Origin of the sequence: Gilliamella sp. B3783 (assembly GCF_026536125.1) — a bacterium.
Lineage (GTDB): Bacteria > Pseudomonadota > Gammaproteobacteria > Enterobacterales > Orbaceae > Gilliamella.
In genome coordinates this window covers 466,463-487,038 of the sequence record NZ_JAFNOU010000001.1, presented here as the reverse complement: position 1 = coordinate 487,038, position 20,576 = coordinate 466,463, and the positions used below count along the sequence as shown (strand labels likewise).

Annotated in this window: 16 protein-coding genes; 7 read left to right on the top strand and 9 right to left on the bottom strand. The window is 36.2% G+C overall.

What is annotated here, in order from left to right; all coding sequences use genetic code 11:
* Positions 1-1,112 (top strand): hypothetical protein (locus J3U59_RS02410; RefSeq protein ID WP_267332470.1); only part of this gene is annotated, 1,112 nt, incomplete at its 5' end.
* 697 nt (positions 1,113-1,809) lie between these two features.
* Here J3U59_RS02410 and J3U59_RS02405 read toward each other — a convergent pair.
* From J3U59_RS02405 to J3U59_RS02380, 6 genes are all read right to left on the bottom strand, one after another.
* Positions 1,810-2,925, bottom strand: a complete 1,116-nt coding sequence (locus J3U59_RS02405) for an ABC transporter permease (protein WP_267332471.1) — start codon at positions 2,923-2,925, stop codon at positions 1,810-1,812.
* A gap of 19 nt (positions 2,926-2,944) precedes the next feature.
* Positions 2,945-4,063, bottom strand: a complete 1,119-nt coding sequence (locus tag J3U59_RS02400) for an ABC transporter permease (RefSeq protein ID WP_267332472.1) — start codon at positions 4,061-4,063, stop codon at positions 2,945-2,947.
* Positions 4,060-5,790, bottom strand: a complete 1,731-nt coding sequence (locus J3U59_RS02395; RefSeq protein ID WP_267332473.1) for an ATP-binding cassette domain-containing protein — start codon at positions 5,788-5,790, stop codon at positions 4,060-4,062. The genes J3U59_RS02400 and J3U59_RS02395 overlap by 4 nt, the downstream gene beginning before the upstream one ends.
* A 10-nt stretch (positions 5,791-5,800) precedes the next feature.
* Positions 5,801-6,790: a secretion protein HlyD gene (gene hlyD / locus J3U59_RS02390; RefSeq protein WP_267332474.1), complete on the bottom strand. Its 990-nt coding sequence runs from the start codon at positions 6,788-6,790 to the stop codon at positions 5,801-5,803.
* Positions 6,791-6,808: 18 nt separating this feature from the next.
* The gene (locus J3U59_RS02385; protein WP_267332475.1) at positions 6,809-7,303 is read right to left on the bottom strand and encodes a MarR family transcriptional regulator; all 495 of its coding nucleotides are present in this window, start codon (positions 7,301-7,303) and stop codon (positions 6,809-6,811) included.
* 147 nt (positions 7,304-7,450) lie between these two features.
* The gene (locus tag J3U59_RS02380; RefSeq protein WP_267332476.1) at positions 7,451-7,978 is read right to left on the bottom strand and encodes a DUF4865 family protein; all 528 of its coding nucleotides are present in this window, start codon (positions 7,976-7,978) and stop codon (positions 7,451-7,453) included.
* A 107-nt stretch (positions 7,979-8,085) separates the two neighbouring features.
* On the opposite strand from J3U59_RS02380, the gene J3U59_RS02375 reads away from it, so the two are divergent.
* Positions 8,086-8,823 carry a LysR family transcriptional regulator gene (locus J3U59_RS02375; protein ID WP_267332477.1) on the top strand — a complete coding sequence of 246 codons (738 nt, stop codon included), beginning with the start codon at positions 8,086-8,088 and terminating at the stop codon, positions 8,821-8,823.
* 17 nt (positions 8,824-8,840) lie between these two features.
* On the opposite strand, the gene J3U59_RS02370 is transcribed toward J3U59_RS02375, so the two are convergent.
* The gene (locus tag J3U59_RS02370; RefSeq protein ID WP_267332478.1) at positions 8,841-9,659 is read right to left on the bottom strand and encodes a helix-turn-helix transcriptional regulator; all 819 of its coding nucleotides are present in this window, start codon (positions 9,657-9,659) and stop codon (positions 8,841-8,843) included.
* 303 nt (positions 9,660-9,962) lie between these two features.
* On the opposite strand from J3U59_RS02370, the gene fsa reads away from it, so the two are divergent.
* The 3 genes from fsa to J3U59_RS02355 all read left to right on the top strand — a co-directional run bounded on the left by fsa (position 9,963) and on the right by J3U59_RS02355 (position 12,194).
* Positions 9,963-10,625, top strand: coding sequence for a fructose-6-phosphate aldolase (fsa, locus tag J3U59_RS02365; protein WP_267332479.1), 663 nt, complete (start codon positions 9,963-9,965; stop codon positions 10,623-10,625).
* A 151-nt stretch (positions 10,626-10,776) separates the two neighbouring features.
* The gene (locus J3U59_RS02360; RefSeq protein WP_267332480.1) at positions 10,777-11,565 is read left to right on the top strand and encodes a siderophore-interacting protein; all 789 of its coding nucleotides are present in this window, start codon (positions 10,777-10,779) and stop codon (positions 11,563-11,565) included.
* 17 nt (positions 11,566-11,582) lie between these two features.
* On the top strand, positions 11,583-12,194 hold the full coding sequence (locus J3U59_RS02355; protein WP_267332481.1) for an ACP phosphodiesterase: 612 nt from the start codon (positions 11,583-11,585) through the stop codon (positions 12,192-12,194).
* Between the two features lie 36 nt (positions 12,195-12,230).
* Here the strand turns inward: J3U59_RS02355 and J3U59_RS02350 are convergent, their stop codons facing one another.
* Together J3U59_RS02350 and ilvY are read right to left on the bottom strand one after the other, a co-directional pair.
* Positions 12,231-14,312 (bottom strand): 3-hydroxybutyrate oligomer hydrolase family protein, encoded by a 2,082-nt coding sequence (locus tag J3U59_RS02350; RefSeq protein ID WP_267332482.1) that lies wholly within the window; start codon positions 14,310-14,312, stop codon positions 12,231-12,233.
* Between the two features lie 113 nt (positions 14,313-14,425).
* Complete coding sequence (gene ilvY, locus J3U59_RS02345; protein WP_267332483.1) at positions 14,426-15,331, bottom strand: HTH-type transcriptional activator IlvY; 906 nt, start codon at positions 15,329-15,331, stop codon at positions 14,426-14,428.
* A 188-nt stretch (positions 15,332-15,519) separates the two neighbouring features.
* Between ilvY and prfC the strand changes: the two genes are divergently transcribed.
* Both prfC and ptrA read left to right on the top strand, forming a co-directional pair.
* Positions 15,520-17,112 carry a peptide chain release factor 3 gene (gene prfC, locus J3U59_RS02340; RefSeq protein ID WP_267332484.1) on the top strand — a complete coding sequence of 531 codons (1,593 nt, stop codon included), beginning with the start codon at positions 15,520-15,522 and terminating at the stop codon, positions 17,110-17,112.
* A 590-nt stretch (positions 17,113-17,702) separates the two neighbouring features.
* Positions 17,703-20,576, top strand: coding sequence for a pitrilysin (gene ptrA / locus J3U59_RS02335; protein WP_267332485.1), 2,874 nt, complete (start codon positions 17,703-17,705; stop codon positions 20,574-20,576).

The following is a 20,576-nucleotide window of genomic DNA, read 5'->3' as shown; positions in this document are numbered from 1 at the left end:
AAACCTATTTACCTTTTAGTAATTATCCATCAATGCCGTTAGCTAATGTGATAGTGGCAAATAATTATTGGCGTGATGCAGATGGAGATAAACTTTTTACCATAACGGGTTCTATGAGAGTGAAATGGGAAACGTACGATGGTGAAGATGTGACCGATTATGTGAAATCGAATCCGAATAGTGAGTTAGATGCGTGTAAATCTCCCTATAAATTAACCCTTAGTGCCGATGATGGTGCTTTAGCAACCCGTTATGGTATACCGGATATAGGTCAATTTACGGGGGCAAGCCACAGTTATTATATTTTATCTAAACGCGAAGTATGTTATCTCAAACCTAACGCAACAATTGTGCTACCCGCTAAGCAATGGTTAACTAATAATCAAAAGGGCGATTTTAACTTTGATTCAGATTCAGATAATTGGTGGAATATACCAGACAGCACAAAACCTGATCCTCTTAATGGCGGTGGTTATACTTCAGATTATGTGCCTAATTTGGGTTTTAAAGCGGTGCCATCAGTATCGTCAAATAAGTTTCCTTCTACTGGCTTTCCTGGTGCACAGTTTCAGCTAATATTAACTGGTGCGCAAACAGATTATAACTATTCTGTTCCTAACAATCCTGGTGGAAAAGTCTCGATTGATAAATTAGGCAACGTATTACTTAATGATAAGCCTTCTGGACCTGTCACTGTTCGGGCAACGTTAAAAAACAATCCATTGTTGACGTATGATTATACTTTTGATCCACGAGGTATTTGGGTTGTACCTTATGAATTTGCATATAATTGGCAGAATGCGTCTAATTTTTGTAGTTTGATAACTCGTAAAGAATTAACTAATTCCCCTCGTAGTGCTGCGCCAATGAATTGGATTTATCAATACAGTGCTTATACAAGGTCTATTGGCGAAAGTATTTTGGGTGAATGGGGACATTTAGATAAAAATACCTATCCAAAATCACACTGGCTAGATCAGCTGTTTTGGACAGCAGACTATTGGGGAACATTATCGGGTGGTAACAGTGCGCACTTTCGAATAGGTTTGTACTATGGTGATGTTGGTGTGGGTGTCGATACCAATATGCATTATGTTTTATGTAAAGAATGATTTAACTACGTGCTTATTTAATGACTATCCAATTGATTTAAATAGTATAAATTAGATAAGGATTTCATGTTGCAAAAGGATTTATGATCAATATTTGTCACAAGTTGGATTATCAACAGAATTTAAATAAGGCATTTTTATTTAAAGAAGGTGCTTTTTTAAGCACATATAATCCAACTGTATTTGTCATTAACCAGCAATTAGGTTACTGTTTTAAAATTGTTTTATTTCAATTTAAAACATATCTTAATAAGTCGATTTTTGTGTGTAGCTTTTTCCGTAACTAAGCTAAGCGAACATTTGCCATAAGTGATTTCAACCGAGTTTGGCGTACAACTTGAGTGCGAGTATGGAGTGGATGGTTATAGCGATGAATACACGCGACGTTGCCATAACATTAACGAAGTAAATGTTGTGGCAAAAGCCCGCAACGAGTCGTTGTAAACGAACGAGGCGCGGGCGTCGGAGCCGCAAGCATACAATTAGATTAAAATTTAAGCAATACATCTATTTAACTCAGTAAGCAGCAGGTAAGTTATTCACGCGGTTGGTCGCCAAATCTTTTTTCTTCAGACGCTGATTTGGTTTTATAGAGCGTTAAAAATAATAAATAACAAGCTTGTCGTAGTATAAGTGGCATAAAAATAGGTCAATAATCATCATAGACATTATTCGAATCTTCGAATGTTATGAGATGTTACACATACTTTTTAAATAGAAAGTAAGCACTACCACCTAATAATATTGTGATGGCATACAGTTTCCATAAACTATGCCAGATAATAGCAAAACTGACATTTTTTAGATAAATCTGCTTTGTTAGTTCGACAAAATGGCGCACCGGATTAATTTCTGTTAGATATTGTAAAAAAATTGGCATGTTTTCGACCGGCGCAATAAATCCTGATAATAATATTGCCGGCATCATAAAGGTAATAATACCAATAAATGCTTGTTGTTGAGTTGAACAAAGTGCAGAAATAAATAAGCCAAATCCAACTAACGATAATCCATAACTAAACATACATAAATAAAAATAAATGAGTGATCCTTGAAAGGTAATGCCATAAAGAAAAATGCTGGCAATCAGTATCAGACTGCCTTGTAACATGGCGACAATAATTGCTGGTATTGCTTTACCAGTAAAAATTTGCCAAGTCATTAAAGGTGAAATGCGTAACTGGTCAAGGGTACCTTGTTCGCGTTCACGTGCTACCGAAAGTGAGGTGACAATCATAACGCCGATAGTCGTAATTAACGCAATTAAGGACGGTAAGATAAAATGTTTATAGTCTAAATTACCGTTGTAACGATGACGGACAATCAATTGACTACTATTTTGCCCTAGTTGTTCTTGCTGATATTGCATAATAATTTGTTGAATATAGCTAGCAGCAATTTGCGCACTGTTAGACTTGCGACCATCTAAAATAATTTGGATTTGTGTGGATTGCCCACTAAGTAATTTTTGCGAGAAATCACTTGGAAATTGCACCGCAACTAAGGCTTTTTGATAATTAATTGTATCACTAATGGCCTGCTGTGAATCGAGTACTAATATTTTAGAAAAAGAACTCGAATGTGCAAATCGATTAATTAACTCTGAACTCGGTTCATCTATTGTTGGTCTATACACGGCTATTGTTGCATTGGTGACATCAAGCGTAGCAGCAAAAGGAAAGATAAAAATTTGCAGTAAAACTGGCATGACTAAAATAAGACGGGTTTGTTTATCTTGCCAAAGTAGGGCGAGCTCTTTTTTTATTAGAGTCAAAGTTCGATATAGGGTTATTGTGTTAATCAATTTTATCATAGTATTTGTTCCGGTTATCTTAATCTAATTGCATACGGGTTTTTTTTAATATCACCACAAATAAAAGACAGATGCAGATGATTAAAAAAAACGCATTAATTAGCATTACCGATACAATATCGCCGGCTAAAAACAGCGTTTGTAAAATATTGACGTAGTAACGAGCTGGGATGATATAAGTAACGAGTTGGATAATGGCCGGCATACTATTGATTTCAAATACGAATCCCGAAAGCATAACGGCTGGTAAAAATGCCGCGTTTAATGCAATCATAGCTGCATTAAACTGGTTGCGGGCTAATGTTGATATCAATAAACCCAGTTGTAAAATAACCAGTAAAAATAAACTACTCACAATTAATAATAGTGTAATCGAACCGCGAAAAGGCACTTGCATGATGCCCACCGTCACAATTACACAAATAATTAACGCGAGTAGACCAATTAGATAATAGGGAATAAGCTTTGATAATAAAAACTCTAACTTAGTCATTGGCGTTGATAATAACGCTTCCATCGTGCCACGTTCCCATTCACGAGCAATCACCAAAGCAGTTAGAATTGAACCTATCACTGTCATAATGATCGTGATAGCGCCAGGCAAAATAAAGTTTTTGCTTATCGCCGCTGAGTTAAACCAAACGTGCGAGGTTATTTCAATACCTTGACGATGGTCAATCAATCGTTGTTGATTTTGCTTTTGTTGCCAAATTTGCCATATGCTCGTTAAATAACCTTGTACAAAATTAGCAGTATTGGGTTCACTGCCATCGGTGATAAGTTGAATAGTTCCTTGGTGATTTTGTACTGCTTGCGCAAAATTAACGGGTATGACAACTATCCCTCGAATTTGTCCGGCGCTTAATTTTGTTGATAATTCATAGCGGTTATTTGAAAACACAGGATCAATAAAAGGGGAACCATTCAATTCTTGTACAAAATCATGAGCCGGCTGACTTTGTTGTTCGACTAATACACCAATACGAATTTTGTTGGAATCTAAACTAATACCATAACCAAATAGGAACAATAATAACAAGGGAATAATAATGGTGATTATCCAGCTACTTGGATCACGAAGGATTTGCTTAATCTCTTTGTTACACAGTGTCAATGTACGGCTGAATGAAAACATCATAATGTTTTTCCTGATTTAGCATCAACGACCAGTTTAATAAAAGTTTGCTCCATAGTTGCATTGTCGGCGACGGATTGCTTTAATTGATTTGGTGAACCTAAAGCAATTACTTTGCCACCATTAATTAAAGCGATACGATCACAATATTCAGCCTCATCCATAAAGTGCGTTGTCACCATAACCGTTACACCTTTTTCAACCAGACTATTAATATGAACCCAAAATTCACGACGCGTTATCGGATCGACACCTGATGTCGGTTCATCTAAAAAGACAATTTCGGGTTTATGCATCAAAGCACAAGCTAAAGCTAAGCGTTGTTTGAATCCTAGTGGCAATGATTCAGGTTTTTTAGCTAACATTGGCTCTAAATCGAATGCGGTTATCATCTCGTTCATGCGTTGTTTTTGTTCATCTGCCATCAAGCCATAAATCCCCGAAAAAAAGCGCAGATTTTGATACACACTCAATTTATCATATAGCGAAAAGCGTTGCGCCATATAGCCAATTCGTTCACGTACTTGGATCGCACTTTTTTTCAGATCTAACCCCAAGACTAAGGCTTTTCCGCGACTAACAGGCAATAAGCCGCACATCATTTTAAACGTTGTTGATTTACCTGCGCCATTTGGACCTAATAAACCAAAAATTTCGCCGCGTTTAATGGTAAAATTTACCTGATCTGTGGCAATAAAGCTGCCAAAAGTTTTTGTCAAATCTTTGGCTTCGATAACAATATCATCGAGTGATCCCGATATTTTCGGCATAATTTTAGTCAATATCGATTCTTTATGAGTAATACCGCCAAGTAAATCGATAAATGCATCTTCAAAACGCCCACAAGTCGGTTTACTGGTAATATCGGGGATAGGCAGATGCTTTAATATTTGCTCAATAGATTGATCTGATTTTATAATCAAGCGAATATTATCGCCTTCAATCACACCGTCACTTACTGCGGGTAATTTTAAAACTGATTGTAATAACGTTCGATTTGATGTAGATGAAGAAAGCAAGTAAACTCGATTGGCAACGCGCTGGGTTAGCCGTTGCGGTTGTCCTTGAAAAAGTAATTCACCTTTATTAAGCAATAAAATGGATTTACATTGTTCAGCTTCGTCAAGGTAAGATGTACTCCAGATGATAAGCATCCCTTCATTGGCTAACTGATGCACCATTTGCCATAGTTCCTTGCGTGAAATCGGATCAACGCCAACACCCGGTTCATCAAGTAACAAAATTTGTGGATCGCCCAATAAAGTACAAGCTAGACCAAGTTTCTGCTTCATCCCGCCGGATAACTTACCGGCTAGTCGTTCAGTAAAGCGCGCCAAATCGGTAAATTTAAGCAGTTTATCGAAAATTTGCTGACGATCTTCGCTTTTGATATCACGTAGATCAGCAAATAAATTAAGATTTTCTAACACGGTCAAATCTTCATAAAGACCAAACTTTTGGGGCATATAGCCTACAATTGTCCGTAGTTGATCGCGGTTTTCTATCGGGTTTAATCCTGCAACAGTAATTTTGCCTTCACTTGGCGTAAGCAACCCTGCTAACATTCGTAACAAGGTAGTTTTGCCGGCGCCATCCGGACCCACCAAACCAGTCACCCCATGTGCGGAAAGGGTTATCGATAACGGCTTTATAGCAATTGTTACCGGTTGATTGTTTTGCACAAACTGTTTGGTGACCTTGTCGAGTACAATTTGCTGATGATTTTGCATAATGTCACCATTATTGTGAAAATTTAATGGTTACCGGCATACCTTGACGTAACATCTCATCTGCTTGCCCTTCACCGGTTTGGTTAATTTGAATTCGCAAACGGTAAACTAAATCAGTGCGTAATACGGGGGTTTCAACCGTTTTCGGGGTAAATTCTGCCGTAGGAGACACAAAGCCAATTTGGCCGATATAGGGTCTGTCCGGCTGAGAATCGGTATATACATAAACGGTTCGACCCGGTACGGCTTGACTTAAATTGACTTCATCGATATAAGCCCGTACCCAAACTGGCCTATCTAACGAAATCGCATAAATCGGTGTGCCTGCACTCAACATCGTACCGGGTTCAACTGCGCGAGTTAAAATGGTGCCGTCAGTAGGAGCATAAAGTTCGGTATCCGATAAATTAAGTTCAGCTTGTTCAAGCTGAGCTTTTGCCACTGCAACGGTTGCTTGTGCTGATTCAATTTCCTCTTTGCGATAACCGTTAGTGAGTTGATCTAGCTTTTGTTTTGCTGTCTGTAAATTGGCTTTGGCTTGATTTCGCAAGGTTAAGCTGTTATCCAGTTGATCTTTAGATATCGAGGCGGATTTAATCAATGTTGCCATGCGTTGATAATTGCTTTCGGCATAATCATAACTCGCTTGATACTGTAAGACTTGTGCAGCAGCTTGCGCGACTTCTTCTTTACGATAGCCGGTGGTGACTAAATCCAATTGCGCTTGCTGCATCATTAAATTGGCTTTCGCCTGATCTAAAGCAATTTGATAAGGTTTAGCATCAAGTTTAGCTAATAGATCACCTTGTTTGATATGATCGCCTTCTTCATGATTCAACTGCATTAAGCGACCTGAAACACGAAAACTACTATTCACAGTGCGAATATCGACATTACCATATAAAACCAGTGAAGCCGGGCTTTTATAAATAAACCAAACGATACAACTTATTGCCAAAATGAATAATAATATTAGAGGTATGAGCTGTTTTTTCTTCATAAATATTCTCGCTTATCGTTATTCAGTAAGGTGCTTTAAAAGTTTAGTTAAGATTGAACGTAACTGCTGCCGTTCTTCCTGCGAAATAATTTGCCAGGCAGCAACCACTTTCTGTTCGATAGGGGGTAACTCTTTTTTAAAAAATTTAGTCCCCTTATTTGTCAAAATCAGACAGTGGGAACGACGATCGTTCGCATCATCTTGACGTTCAATCAGACCATTTGCGACCAAGGTTTCGACACTACGGCTAACTTGGACACGCGAAAAATTGGTTAACTGACTGACTTGTGACGGCTTCACGCCGTCAGGTTGATGCCAATAAATCACCAGTAAAATAGCAAATAATTTGTCATCAAGCTGATACTGTTGATAAGTTTGGTTAAGATTTTCTAACAGTGTTTCGGTACTAAACTGCAATAAACGAGTCAAAAAAATCTCATCATAGTTGAATGAAAGTCCACGAGATTTAAATTTATCAATCAGTTTTTCAACGGTTGTAATAGGGATCGCCATAAAAAAGCCTTATTAAATTGGTTTCAATTGAAACTATATCAAATGAAACTAATTTTAACAATAACAATTTATAGCATTCATTAACAGGCTGTTATTTAAATGTTTTCCAATGGTAACGGCACTATTTTGCTGTTGGCTTTTAGTTGATTATTGACCGAGTGAAAGATGTAATACCTGATAGAGATTGTGATTAACTAATGTCGGTTTTTCATGAAAAAAAGTGAAAATACAATACATCCATTTATCAGGATTATAGATTACTATCTGTCCTGTTTGATTTTGATGTGTAGGGTGTTTGAAGTCGAACCCTTTTAATTGTGGCTGAGTCGCAATGACAAAGTTTTCTTCTAACATGTATTTACTTTGTACAAAACGATCACTGAGATTGATTTGCGCAACTACGCCTATATGAATATTTTGCCAACCAAATGAAGTTAGAATATTGTCATAATAACCGTCAAATATGAACGTTGTCATGCCTTCTGTACGGCGCCAAATATAGAGTGGGCAATAGCTATTGGCAATATTATCGTTATCTTTTTCTGAAATTAAGTAAGCTTTAAATAATAAATCTTTAAAACCATCCGTTTTGTGGCCATTAGTCATAATTCGTTGTTTGATTATTTTCATATCATAATCAGCCGGTAAATTTATTTTATATTGCATTGCTTGCATAATTTGTCTCCTTTCAATGTTTGATTTAGTTTAGAAAAGGAATTGAGATTTGAATAATCCTCATTTATGATTGGGGTATCAAAAAAAGTGATAGGTACTGTTTTTAAATGAATTTTAAAGGATTATTGATTTTTAAAACGGTTTATGAGGTGAATAGTCTTAATAAAGCCGCTAAAATTTTGGGTTATACTCAATCAAACTTGACGGCTCATTTAAAAAAGATAGAGCATGAGTTAGGTGCAAGCTTATTTATTCGTCGATTTGATGGTGTCATACCTACAGAAGAGGGGCAACAGTTTTATCATTTCGCTATTCAAACACTCGATAGATTTGCACAGCTTAAGACATCATTTAAATTTCGCCATCCTACGCTATTAATTTCTGAACTTCTTTTCCAATTTATTGTGATTGAACAACAAAAATATGCAATTGGCTCAACAGAGATTGTTATAAAAAGAACCAGTGAGATGAACCATGTTATTAATGAGCAATTTTTTGATAATGTCATTACGTTTAAAAAATTTAATCATGCTGATTATTGTTTAGTGGCTACAAAATATTTACCTGTTACTTTTTTAAAAAGCCATTCAAATATCACTCATCAACAACTGCCTATTTTGATTAATAATGATGTTGATTGTCCGCTAAGAGCTAAGACTTTAGCTCTATACCAACAGACGAGTAATATTATTACCGTTGATTCTTTAAGCCAATTGTTGAACCTTGTCGAAAAAGGGCAGGGAATTGCATTATTGCCGTTATTTTTGCAAAAAGATAATTTTGAAAAATTTAATGATGAACAGTATTTGATTGCATTTTATTGTTATCAACACCAATCGATTTAGTTTTTAAACCTTATTTATTATTTTTGTGATAATTTGCTGTGGTATTGACGGCGGTATTCGGTTGGTGTGCGTTCGGTTTTTTTTCTAAAAATTCGGCAAAAGTAGTTACTATCTTGAAAGCCCGATGCTTGTGCGACTTCTTTGACATTTAAATCATAATTTTTCAATAGTGATTTGGCATATTCTATACGTACATGATTTAAATATTCATTTAAGCCAATTTTGCCTTCGCGTTGAAATAGATGAGATAAATAGTTAGGCGAGATATAAAACATATTGGCTAAAAAGTCGCGGGTGATATCGTCACAAAAATGGGTATCGATATATTGTCGGATCGCTTGAAAAATGCTTGCCGTTTTCGATGCAGTTTCGACATTGACATTGAGCAGATCTAAGGTATTACTCAGTAGACTTTGTATCAAAAAATACGCGGTTTGATTATTTTCTGCTGGTTGATTATGCCAAGTTAGTTCGGCGAGTGCTTGAATAATAAAAGCGCCGACTCGTGGACCGCGCCTTAACGTATTGATTTGACCATAAGAGGTAAATTGGTTGCCATTCCAATGCCGTAAACTGAGGTTAATTTGTTGTTTGGCAAATAAAATGGTTAAAGTGGTGACAGGCTCTTCTAGAATGGGGTTATTCCAACTATGGACCACAGTATATAAGAGATCATGGGCTGATAGCGTTTTGTGAATAATATTGCCGGCATTATCAGTCAATTGAATTTGTTGTGTACCTTCCAGCACAATCTCTATCTTCGGAAAATCAAGCTGGAATGCTTGCAGTGTTGGTGCATTGCTATTATCGGCAAAGAAGATATGATTAATCTTCATTTGTCCGTTAACCAGCTTAGTTAGTGTGTTGTTGATGGATATTTTCATGCTATTTAAGTGAGTATGATATCAAGAAATACACGCTGTTTTATAGAGTATATTCCGTGAATGATGAAAGCAAAGAATAATAAAATATCTTTATAATTAAATGTATTAATTATGTGATCAAGATCTCATTTTTATATTTAGCGTACAAAAATCCAGTAAATAGCAAAATCGTCTTCTAGGCTAACAAAACAATATTTTTTACTATGCTAGTGTCTTATCACTTAGATAATTAACCTATATACCAAGGGGCATAGTATGGAATTATATTTAGATACAGCGGATATTTCAGCAATTAAACGCCTTGCTGCAATATTGCCAATTAAAGGTGTCACGACTAATCCAAGTATTGTGGCAAAATCAGAAAAGCCGATTTTTGAATTGTTAGCCGAGTTACAAGATCTGTTAGGTTCGGATAAAGTGCTTTTTGCTCAAGTATTGTCGAACCAGGCTAAAGAGATGATAAAAGAAGCTGAGCAACTAAGAAAAGCCGTGCCAACTATTGTAACTAAAATACCTGTTAATGCCGAAGGTTTAATTGCCATAAAGGAATTGAGCAAACAAGGAATACCAACTTTAGGCACGGCGGTATATGGAGCGGGACAAGGTTTTTTAGGCGCGCTTGCTGGGGCAAAATATATTGCGCCTTATGTTAATCGTATTGATGCGCAAGGCGGCAATAGTAAAGAGACAATTCAAGAGTTACAGACATTATTAGATTTACATTGTCCTGAATCTATGGTGTTAGCGGCCAGTTTTAGAACACCACGACAAGCCTTGGATTGTTTATTAGCAGGATGTCAATCAATTACGTTACCTGTGGATGTGGCTGAACAATTTATTTCTGATCCAGCTGTGGATGCAGCAATAGTAAAGTTTGAGCAAGATTGGTGCCGTGCTTTTGGTTCCCTAACTTACTAAGTCAAACTGTCAATACTATTGCGTGCATTGCTTGTAAAGCTAAGGTTTAATTGCGGTATTGAACGCAAAACGGTTAAATAAAAAGTTGGCTATATTTTGGTTATTTTATTGTATGATAATGCTAATAACATGGAATGAAAGGATCTTAAATATGACAGAACAACATAAAAGAGTGATTGTTAATGCAATATTGACAGTGGTTAAAATTGAAAAAATATCCCATAGTTTTATTCGATTACACTTTACTTGTAGTAAGCCACTCACGATTGATAAGTCTTGGGTTTGTCCACATATTAAATTACTCTTTACTGATCCTGAATCTGGTCAGATTCCTTTTCCACAGTTAGATGAAAATAATAAAATTATTGTTAATGAACGAACTCGCCAATTGGCTCGAACTTATAGTGTGCGTTATTTTGATGAAGCAACACAACAATTGGCAATTGATTTTGCTATTCACCCAGAAGGTTTGGCAACGTTATGGGCACAGCGGGCAACTGTTGGTGATCAAGTTGGTGTAGTTGGGGTTGTATCTAAATTAAACGTTGATGATCAGCAGTTAGTTTTTATGGGCGATATCGCTGCCGTGCCTACTATTAGTTACGCTATTGAGCACTTGCCTGATTATCAAAAAGTCAATGCCTTTATTGAAGTTAATCATCCAACCGATGTATTACCCTTACCCGTTCGTGACAACCAACAAATTCATTGGTTAGTCCGTGACAAAGGACAACCAAGTCAACTGATTGATAGCATACTGGCGACAGATTTTACGGATAATCCACCACTCCTTTTTTGGGGGGGAATGGAGGCATCGCTAGCACAGCAGCTGCGTCGAGCGCTAAAAGACAAATATAGTAATTTACCAGCCGACGCATTCCAAATTACCAGCTATTGGCGTGAAGGATTAGCTGAAGGGCAATTTAAACACCGTGAATAATTAATTATTCTTATTGTATGAATATTCTTGCACATTTACATTTGGCAACATTGGCAAACAGTTCCTTGATTGGGAATAGTGTTGCCGATTTTGTGAAAGGTGATCCCTATTTAGCTTATCCACAAACTATTGCAGATGGCATTATGCTTCACCGAAGAATCGATAGCCTAATCGATTCTTTACCCGAAGTGAAGCAAGCTAAACAGTTATTTAGAAAAACTCACCAGCGAGTGGCGCCTATTGCATTAGATATTGTTTGGGATCATTTTTTGTCTAAATACTGGTCAGAGTATGGTATAAAATCTTATGCTGCCGTAGCTGAATTTAACCAGTTGACTAAAGAGCAAATTGCCCCTTTTATTACTGATTATCCACCCGATTATCAATATTTTATGCAGTCAATGTGGCAAGGTAAATGGCTTGAAAATTATGCTGATATCGAATTTATTGAAAAAGTACTTAAAGGTATGGCCGCGCGAAGACCTAGACTCAGTTTATTAAAAGAGACAATTGTTGATATTAAGCTACATTATTCAGCGCTTGAATCACTTTTTTTTAAGTTATATCCCCAAATGGTAAAATTTGTTAGTTCCAATCATTTTCAAGAAAACAGGCGATTATCGAAATAAGTTTAGTTAATCAACTTACCCGATAATCTTTAGTTATTAATTTGGAATAGTAAGTTTACCGTTTTCTTTCTTAATAACATTGTTACGATTTGGTGATTGTGAAATCGGCACTAAGTTTTTAATGGTAGCATCAAGGGTAATGTCATTATTACTTGCTCGTGGTTTTGTATGAACAACTTGGCTTTCAGGCAGGGTTGCTTTATTCGTTAGATTTGCCCATAACCACTCCATTGCATCTTCACCATAATAATCTATAGGAAGTAAAATGTTTTCAAATGGCGGTTTACCATCTAAATAGCTAGTGTTTTCAACTTCTATGTAACGTAATTGTGAATTTTTACCTTCAACTTGGCTATTTAATGCGACATAAGCTCGTGATGTGTAATCCGGTAATTGTTTGACATTATTACGGCCATGTACAATATAGGTTTTAATTCCATTTAAATTAGCCGAAGCAATGATCTGACCCATACCATATTGAACGCGCGGATCGTTTATTTTTTTATATAAACATATAGCCCCTTTACTATTATAATCAATGTTTTCTTTGCTTTCAGAGCTAGAATAGAAATCCCTTCTAGGTGAAATCACATCTTCATTATTGACCAATGCTAATGCAGTTGAATCATTACCAATCCATACAGGTAAATGTCCATCAGATAATCCCCAAAGTTGCTCAAAGGCGACTTCCTTTAATGGTGCAACTTTACCGGTATAGTAAATGGGATTTTGTTGTGTGCTAGCAACTGAATAGTTGCACATTCTTTCGGTGATGTCGTAGTGTCCGTAAGCGCTAATGTATTGATAAGGTAAACTGACCGTTTCTTTAAAATAAAAATAGGGTAATTGGATATCCATTTCAGGCGTCCACCCATATTTATGCAGCTTTTCAAGCGCTTCTTCAGGTGTGCCTTCTTTTAATAGTTTTGCTTGTTTTAAGTCATTACAGCGGTTTTGTGAAAAAACATATTTATCGGCAAAAGGAATATACTTATCTTTATTGTTTTCGATAATTGCTGGCACAGCACAAGGGATATAAAGTGAAGCGTATGCGCTGTATTCTGCTATCGATTGATATTGAATTTTAACAGGTGTATTTTTACCGAATTGTACGCTAGCGGCTATTTTTTTGGAATAAGGTACAATTTGTGGGTTAACTGCAACGATTCCTTTTATAATGTTATTTTTGTCAAGCTCGCCCGCTTTGAGTGCTGCGCCGCCACCATCACTCGCTCCATAGACTAATACTAATGTATTGTCTTTGTTGTATTTGATTGTTTTATCCGGTGAATATAATGTGTTGATTTGATAAAATGCAAATTCAATGGATTGTAAAACAAATTCCCCCCAACGCTGCTCTGAATTCTGTCTTGAATGCAGTTGTTTTATGGCGTAGCGGTTGGGATAAGCTTTAACATACCTTTCTCGATTGTTAATATCTGGTTTAAAAAGAAGATTATCTGTTTGTGTTTTGCCATCAATGGCAAATCCACGCTGGTTAGTGATATCATAAATACCGTTGCCTAATCCTTTATCATTGTAAACAACTGCACAGTTGTGACGTAATCCCCATAATCCTCTAATTTGTACATCGTGGGCATTAAATAATCCATCGGAATCGGTGGCAGGCACCGCAACAATACAAGGTTTGTTTTTATCAAAATCCAAGGGGATTTGTAATAATAAACCGACAGTTTCTTCTTTATTTTTAAGGGTAGCTAAAACCTCAGTACCTGCCACTTTGCCATCAAATAATGGGGTTAAGGTTTTACGCTGATAACCAAAAAGAGTGCCTTCTCCCGTTTTAGTATCAATAAATCGGTTAAGTTTTAATTGCCTTAGTTCTTGAGTTGTTGGTTGCGTAGGGTTAGCCTGCTTAAGATTGATTTTAGTTGTTGATAGCGGTGTAAAGCCTAAACCCGCTGTGGCTAAGTCATCGCTATCACCATCATAATAGTTTGTACTTTCGATGGTTAACCATTGAGGTTTTACAATAGTATTATTCTCTTCACGGTTAATATTTAAACGTGTATTACCTTTGGCCTGTACTGTAAAAGCAATCGTAGTTGTAGTAAGCAGAATTAATGATGTTAATATTTTTATAGTTCTTGTGTTCATGAAAATATTTCCTTTTTTAACAACCAAGCTTGTCGTCAAATTATTTTTTATGTTGCTTGCAGTATTAATAATGTAACTATTTTCTAGGTAAATGATTATACACGATATTTTGTTTATTGGGATTGGTTTGGTAAATTAAGATTGCATAATCCCCAAAACGCCGCGATAATTTTTTCTGATAAACGTCTTTTTTGAACACAGATCCCAACGTCAAACGGTTCCATTAAATTGGTTGACCATTCAGTAATTCTTTCCCGAATTCTTTCAGGGCTATTTTCCATAACAACTTTAGGTAATAAGGCTACACCGCAACCTAGTGCAACCATAGAAACAATTGCCTCGTGACCTGCAACTGTTGCATAAATTTTGGGGCTCATGATTTTTTGCTGTTTAAACCACAAATCAATGCGGTGCCGGCTTGGGCCATGTTCCGGCAAAATAAAGGGTATATTATGCCAATCCGGTTTTTTTTGGTGTAATTTATCACTAAATGAGCTATTGAGCTTGGGTATGAGTAACACCATCTCTATTTCACCAAATTTTAAAAATTCGACTCCTGAAGGTAATTGTTTTGGTTTGCCTGCAATGGCTAAATCGACTTGATTGGACTGGATTTTTTCAACCGCATCTGCCGCATCGCCGGTTGAGAGTTTAATTTCTACAAGAGGATAATTAATTCGAAAGCGGTCAAGTATTTCAGGTAAATGGCTGTAAGCGGCTGTTACTGAACAAAATAGGGTTAATTCGCCAACTAATTGTTGATTGGATTGATCTAATTCTTGGCGCACTTGCTGATGCAAACTGATTACTTGCTGGGCAAAACGTTTTACCTTTTCCCCTTCTTGCGTTATTTGTACTTGGCGATTATCACGAATAAAAAGGGCATGACCAAAATGTTCTTCTAAGCGTTGTATTTGTCTGGATAACGTCGAAGGGCTTACATGCATAGCATCGGCGGTCATACCAAAATGGCATGTTTCGCATAAATGTAAGAACAATTTTAAATCACGAATATTCATAACAAAATCCAATTTATACTGAAAGCTAGGTTTTTTTGCAAACTTGCAAAACAGCACCTAATCAATACTAGTTTATGCAAACATTATGCATAGATAAACCAATAACGCAAATAACTGCAATGGTAAAAATTAACAAGTTCTGTTAAAATGCCCGATTATTTTTGTGCAGGATAATTATCGTTAATTTTATGACAGAACAAGCTTATTTAGATGAAGTAAATGCGCGTCGCACTTTTGCTATTATTTCACATCCCGATGCTGGTAAAACAACCATTACAGAAAAAGTGTTGCTATTTGGTCATGCCATTCAAACAGCTGGAACGGTAAAAGGTCGAGGTGTGAATGCCCAGTACGCTAAATCCGACTGGATGGAGATGGAAAAGCAGCGTGGTATTTCGATTACAACTTCTGTCATGCAGTTTCCTTATAATCAATGTCTAGTCAATTTACTTGATACCCCAGGGCATGAAGACTTCTCAGAAGATACTTATCGAACTTTAACGGCCGTTGATAGTTGTTTAATGGTGATTGATGCAGCAAAAGGGGTTGAAGATCGTACGCGTAAATTAATGGAAGTAACGCGTTTACGTAATACGCCGATTTTGACTTTTATGAATAAGTTAGATCGTGATATTCGTGATCCTTTAGAATTACTCGATGAAGTTGAGAACGAGCTCAATATTATGTGTGCACCGATTACTTGGCCTATTGGTTGTGGCAAGTTATTTAAAGGTGTGTACCATTTAGCCAAAGATGAAACTTATCTATATCAAACAGGTCAAGGACATACCATTCAAGAAGTCCGTGTTATTAAAGGGTTAACTAATCCTGAATTGGATAAAACTGTTGGCGATGATTTAGCCGCTCAGCTTCGTGAAGAGCTTGAATTAGTGCAAGGCGCATCGAATGAGTTCGATTTACAAGCATTTTTATCCGGTGATTTAACCCCCGTCTTTTTTGGTACTGCATTAGGTAATTTTGGTGTTGATCATATGTTAGATGGCTTAACGGCTTGGGCTCCGCCACCGCAAGCTCGTCAAACGGATAAGCGAAAAGTCGAATCTAGCGAAGAAAAATTTAGTGGTTTTGTCTTTAAGATTCAAGCCAATATGGATCCAAAACACCGAGACCGCGTGGCATTTATGCGCATTGTGTCGGGTAAATATGAAAAAGGTATGAAATTGCGTCATGTTCGTCTTGCTAAAGATGTCAATATTTCTGATGCATTAACCTTTATGGCCGGTGATCGTGAACATGTAGAAGAGGCTTATGCGGGTGATATTATCGGATTACATAATCATGGTACTATTCAAATTGGTGACACCTTTACCCAAGGTGAAGATCTTAAGTTTACCGGTATTCCTAACTTTGCCCCGGAACTATTTCGCCGAATTCGTTTAAAAGATCCGCTAAAACAAAAGCAATTATTAAAAGGATTAGTGCAATTGTCTGAAGAGGGTGCTGTGCAGGTATTTCGACCATTAGCCAACAATGACTTAATTGTCGGGGCAGTTGGTGTACTTCAGTTTGATGTGGTCGTTGCTCGATTAAAATCTGAATATAATGTTGAAGCCATTTATGAACCGGTAAATGTGACCACCGCACGCTGGGTAGAATGTAGTGACGCGAAGAAATTCGAAGAGTTTAAACGCAAATGTGAGCAAAATTTAGCGTTAGATGGGGGGGATAATTTATCCTATATTGCGCCAAGTATGGTTAACTTAAATCTAACTCAAGAACGTTATCCAGATGTCGAATTTAGAAAAACACGGGAACATTAATTGTTATTATTTCTCCATTGTTGTTTAAAAAAATAAAGAGCTGGGTTTTCCCAGCTTTTTTATATTGTAGAGAAATTGAAACAATATAAAATAAAAGCGACTGTCAGTTCTAGTATTGGTACTTTGATGACTCAATTTATTGCAATAACATGGCTGACCAGTTGACTGTCAACATTTACGACAAGATTTAAAGTGCCTGATTTTTAGATAAATAGTCGACCAAGAAAATCAAGATCGATTACGTTGTAATTGACTCGTTTTTCTATCTCAATCCAATATTGTTATTGAACGCAACTTTTGACTTAGTTGATGACTTACATTTAACCAAACCTTTTTTAATCTAGTCATGTCGTCAAAAATGTGGTGAGTAAATTGCCCTAATAGATTAGTGATACATTGTGCTTTCATATTATGAATTACTAGATTATCTTTTAGTTAAGATAGATAATAGAAAACTTACACCTCAATTTTTAATCAGATAAATTTATAGGATTAAATTTTTGAAAAAATTACTAGAAACTGCTGTCAGTTTTCTTTTTTAGTAATTTATTAAATTCATCATAGAATATGACATTTTAGGCGGAGAATATATGCATAAGATAAAAATAACGCTCTTAATTGTGCTAGCTTTTTTTTACTTCAATTCCTCTTTTGCGATTGAAAACAAACTTTCACATCCCGTTTTATTAGAAAAGGTTCAACAAAGTGATCGCGATAATCGCCAATACGAAGTCATCGAACTAGCCAATAAAATGCGTGTATTATTAGTATCCGATCCTAAAGCTGTGAAATCATTAGCCTCGCTCGCCTTACCTGTTGGCTCTTTACAAGATCCTGCCGATCAACAAGGTTTAGCTCACTATACCGAACATATGGTCTTGATGGGGTCTAAAAAGTATCCTGAACCCGCTAGTTTTTCTCAATTCTTAAATCGCCATGCGGGTAGTTATAATGCGAGTACTGCTTCATATAGAACTGCATTTTATTTTGAGGTGGAAAATGGCGCATTTAATCATGCGTTAGATTATTTAGCTCAAGCGATTGCTAATCCTGTTTTAGATCCAAAATTTGCAGATAAAGAGCGAAATGCCGTTAATGCTGAACTGACAATGGCCAGATCGAATGATGGTTTTCGTATTGGACAAGTTGATTCTGAAACAATTAATCAAAAGCACCCTGCGTCACAATTTTCAGGGGGAAATTTAGAAACGCTAAGTGATAAATCAACGAGTAAATTACACGATGCGTTAGTTAATTTTCATAATAATTATTACTCAGCTAACATTATGGTCGGGGTTGTTTATAGCAATCAATCTATTAATAAATTGGCAAAACTTGCTGAAACTACTTTTGGTCAAATTCCTAATAAAAATATTCAAGCCCCAAAAGTTGATCAAACCGCTATGCCAAGTGACGTATTAGCTAAACAAATTACTATGTTACCCGCTCAGCCTAAAAAATTGATGCTTTTACAATTTCCAATTGAAAATAATTTAGTTAAATTTGCCGATAAAAGTGATGAATATATTGCTTATTTAATTAGCAATCGTAGTCAAAACACATTGTCAGAACAATTACAAAAGCAAGGATTGATTGAAAACATTAGTGCATCAAGCGATCCTATTCGTTATGGTAATAGTGGTGTTTTGAGCATTAATGTAAGTTTGACTGATGACGGCCTTGCTCAAAAAGATAAAGTGATAGCAGCTATTTTCAATTACTTACAATTAATACAAAAAGATGGGGTAAAGGATACTTATTACGAAGAACTTAAAAAAGTATTAGCACTTGAATTTAAATACCAAGATATTGAACGAGATATGTCTTATGTTGAATGGCTATCAGATCAGATGTTGCTTTATCCAATCCAAAATATTTTAAACGCTGACTTTATTGCATCGCATTTTGATAAAGATGCGATAGTAAACCGTTTAAAGAGCCTAACGCCAGATAATGCTAGAATTTGGACCATTGCACCAAATCAACCTACCGATAAAGTTGCCTATTTTGTTGAAGCACCTTATAAAATTGATGCTATAACTAGTGAACAAAAATCAAATTGGTCGAATTTAGCAAAAAGCTTTTCGTTTACTTTACCTGAACTCAATCCTTATATTCCAGATGATTTTACGATTGTTAACCCAAATAGCAATCAATCTGAGCCTTTAGAATTTAATAAGCGCGGTAATCATATCCATTTTGTTAGCCAATATTTTGGTCAAGAACCTAAAGCCGCAATTGTCGTTTCATTACGTAATGATCAAGCTTTTAGTGATGCTAAATCTCAAGTTGCGTTTGATTTGCTCGATTATCTTGTTAGTCGTAATCTAGCACAACTTCAATTCCAAGCTAATGTGGCTGGTATTGAATTGTCGACTAGCCGTGATAATGGTTTGATGGTGACAGCTGATGGTTTTAATCAGCACCTTCCCGAAATGGTATTAGCGGTACTTAATCGGTATCAGCAAATAATTGTTGATGAACAAAGTTTAGCCTTAGCTAAATCGTGGTATATCCAAAAATTAGATGCAATTGAGCATGCGAATAGTTATCAGTTAGCCGCCAATCCTGTCAATGCATTGTCTGTATTACCTCACTATTATGAACGTAATTTAAGAAGACAAATCACAGCAGATATCAGTGTTAACGATATTGTAGCTTATCGTGATGCGCTAATGACGCATTCAGTTCCTTATATGCTAAGTTTAGGTAATTTATCGAATCAACGCTCGTTAGATCTTTATCATAAAATTCAAGAAAAATTTGTGTCTAACGCTCAATTTACACCAATTGATAACCTTAAAATAAATGCACCATTAACAGCACGCATTACTCAAACGGCGAAAGCAACTGATAATGCTTTAATGATGAGCTATATTCCGACTAATTATGATCGAAATTCGAGCCGCATCTTGAGTTATACGCTTTCGAAGATTATATCGCCTTGGTTTTTCGATCAATTACGATCTAATGAACAGTTAGGTTATGCCGTTTTTGCTGTATCAATGTCAGTAGGCGATTCTTCAGGTATTAGCTTTATTATACAAAGTAATCAATACGACCCAGCCTATTTGCTAGGACGTTATCAGCATTTTTATCCAATTATGCTGCAAAAATTACAAGCATTATCCAAAAATGATATAGAGCAATATAAAAAGGCGGTGCTTGAGGAATTGACAATGCCACCTCAAACGTTAAATGAAGAATTAGAACGCTATCTGGCTGATTATCGTTTATCGAATTTTTCGTTTGATTCACGCGATAAGAAAATAGCCGAAGTGAAAAAAATTGATAAGCAAGACTTAATTGATTTTTATAATAACGCTATTGTTAAACAAAAAGGTTTGGTGTTTGCTTCGCAAGTATTAGGGCAAGCGTCACAAGCTTCGAAAAAACCAGAAGCGATTACTGAATATACTGAATTTGCAGATGCATCAAACTTACAAGATGTTTTGCTAAAATAG

Bases quoted from the DNA above. Each gene is read 5' to 3' on its own strand.
- J3U59_RS02355 (WP_267332481.1), top strand. From the start codon at position 11,583: ATGAATATTCTTGCACATTTACATTTGGCAACATTGGCAAACAGTTCC.
- J3U59_RS02375 (WP_267332477.1), top strand. From the start codon at position 8,086: ATGAATTTTAAAGGATTATTGATTTTTAAAACGGTTTATGAGGTGAAT.
- hlyD (WP_267332474.1), bottom strand. From the start codon at position 6,790: ATGAAGAAAAAACAGCTCATACCTCTAATATTATTATTCATTTTGGCA.
- J3U59_RS02360 (WP_267332480.1), top strand. From the start codon at position 10,777: ATGACAGAACAACATAAAAGAGTGATTGTTAATGCAATATTGACAGTG.
- J3U59_RS02395 (WP_267332473.1), bottom strand. From the start codon at position 5,790: ATGCAAAATCATCAGCAAATTGTACTCGACAAGGTCACCAAACAGTTT.
- J3U59_RS02380 (WP_267332476.1), bottom strand. From the start codon at position 7,978: ATGCAAGCAATGCAATATAAAATAAATTTACCGGCTGATTATGATATG.
- J3U59_RS02385 (WP_267332475.1), bottom strand. From the start codon at position 7,303: ATGGCGATCCCTATTACAACCGTTGAAAAACTGATTGATAAATTTAAA.
- fsa (WP_267332479.1), top strand. From the start codon at position 9,963: ATGGAATTATATTTAGATACAGCGGATATTTCAGCAATTAAACGCCTT.
- ptrA (WP_267332485.1), top strand. From the start codon at position 17,703: ATGCATAAGATAAAAATAACGCTCTTAATTGTGCTAGCTTTTTTTTAC.
- J3U59_RS02370 (WP_267332478.1), bottom strand. From the start codon at position 9,659: ATGAAGATTAATCATATCTTCTTTGCCGATAATAGCAATGCACCAACA.
- J3U59_RS02350 (WP_267332482.1), bottom strand. From the start codon at position 14,312: ATGAACACAAGAACTATAAAAATATTAACATCATTAATTCTGCTTACT.
- prfC (WP_267332484.1), top strand. From the start codon at position 15,520: ATGACAGAACAAGCTTATTTAGATGAAGTAAATGCGCGTCGCACTTTT.
- J3U59_RS02400 (WP_267332472.1), bottom strand. From the start codon at position 4,063: ATGATGTTTTCATTCAGCCGTACATTGACACTGTGTAACAAAGAGATT.
- J3U59_RS02405 (WP_267332471.1), bottom strand. From the start codon at position 2,925: ATGATAAAATTGATTAACACAATAACCCTATATCGAACTTTGACTCTA.
- ilvY (WP_267332483.1), bottom strand. From the start codon at position 15,331: ATGAATATTCGTGATTTAAAATTGTTCTTACATTTATGCGAAACATGC.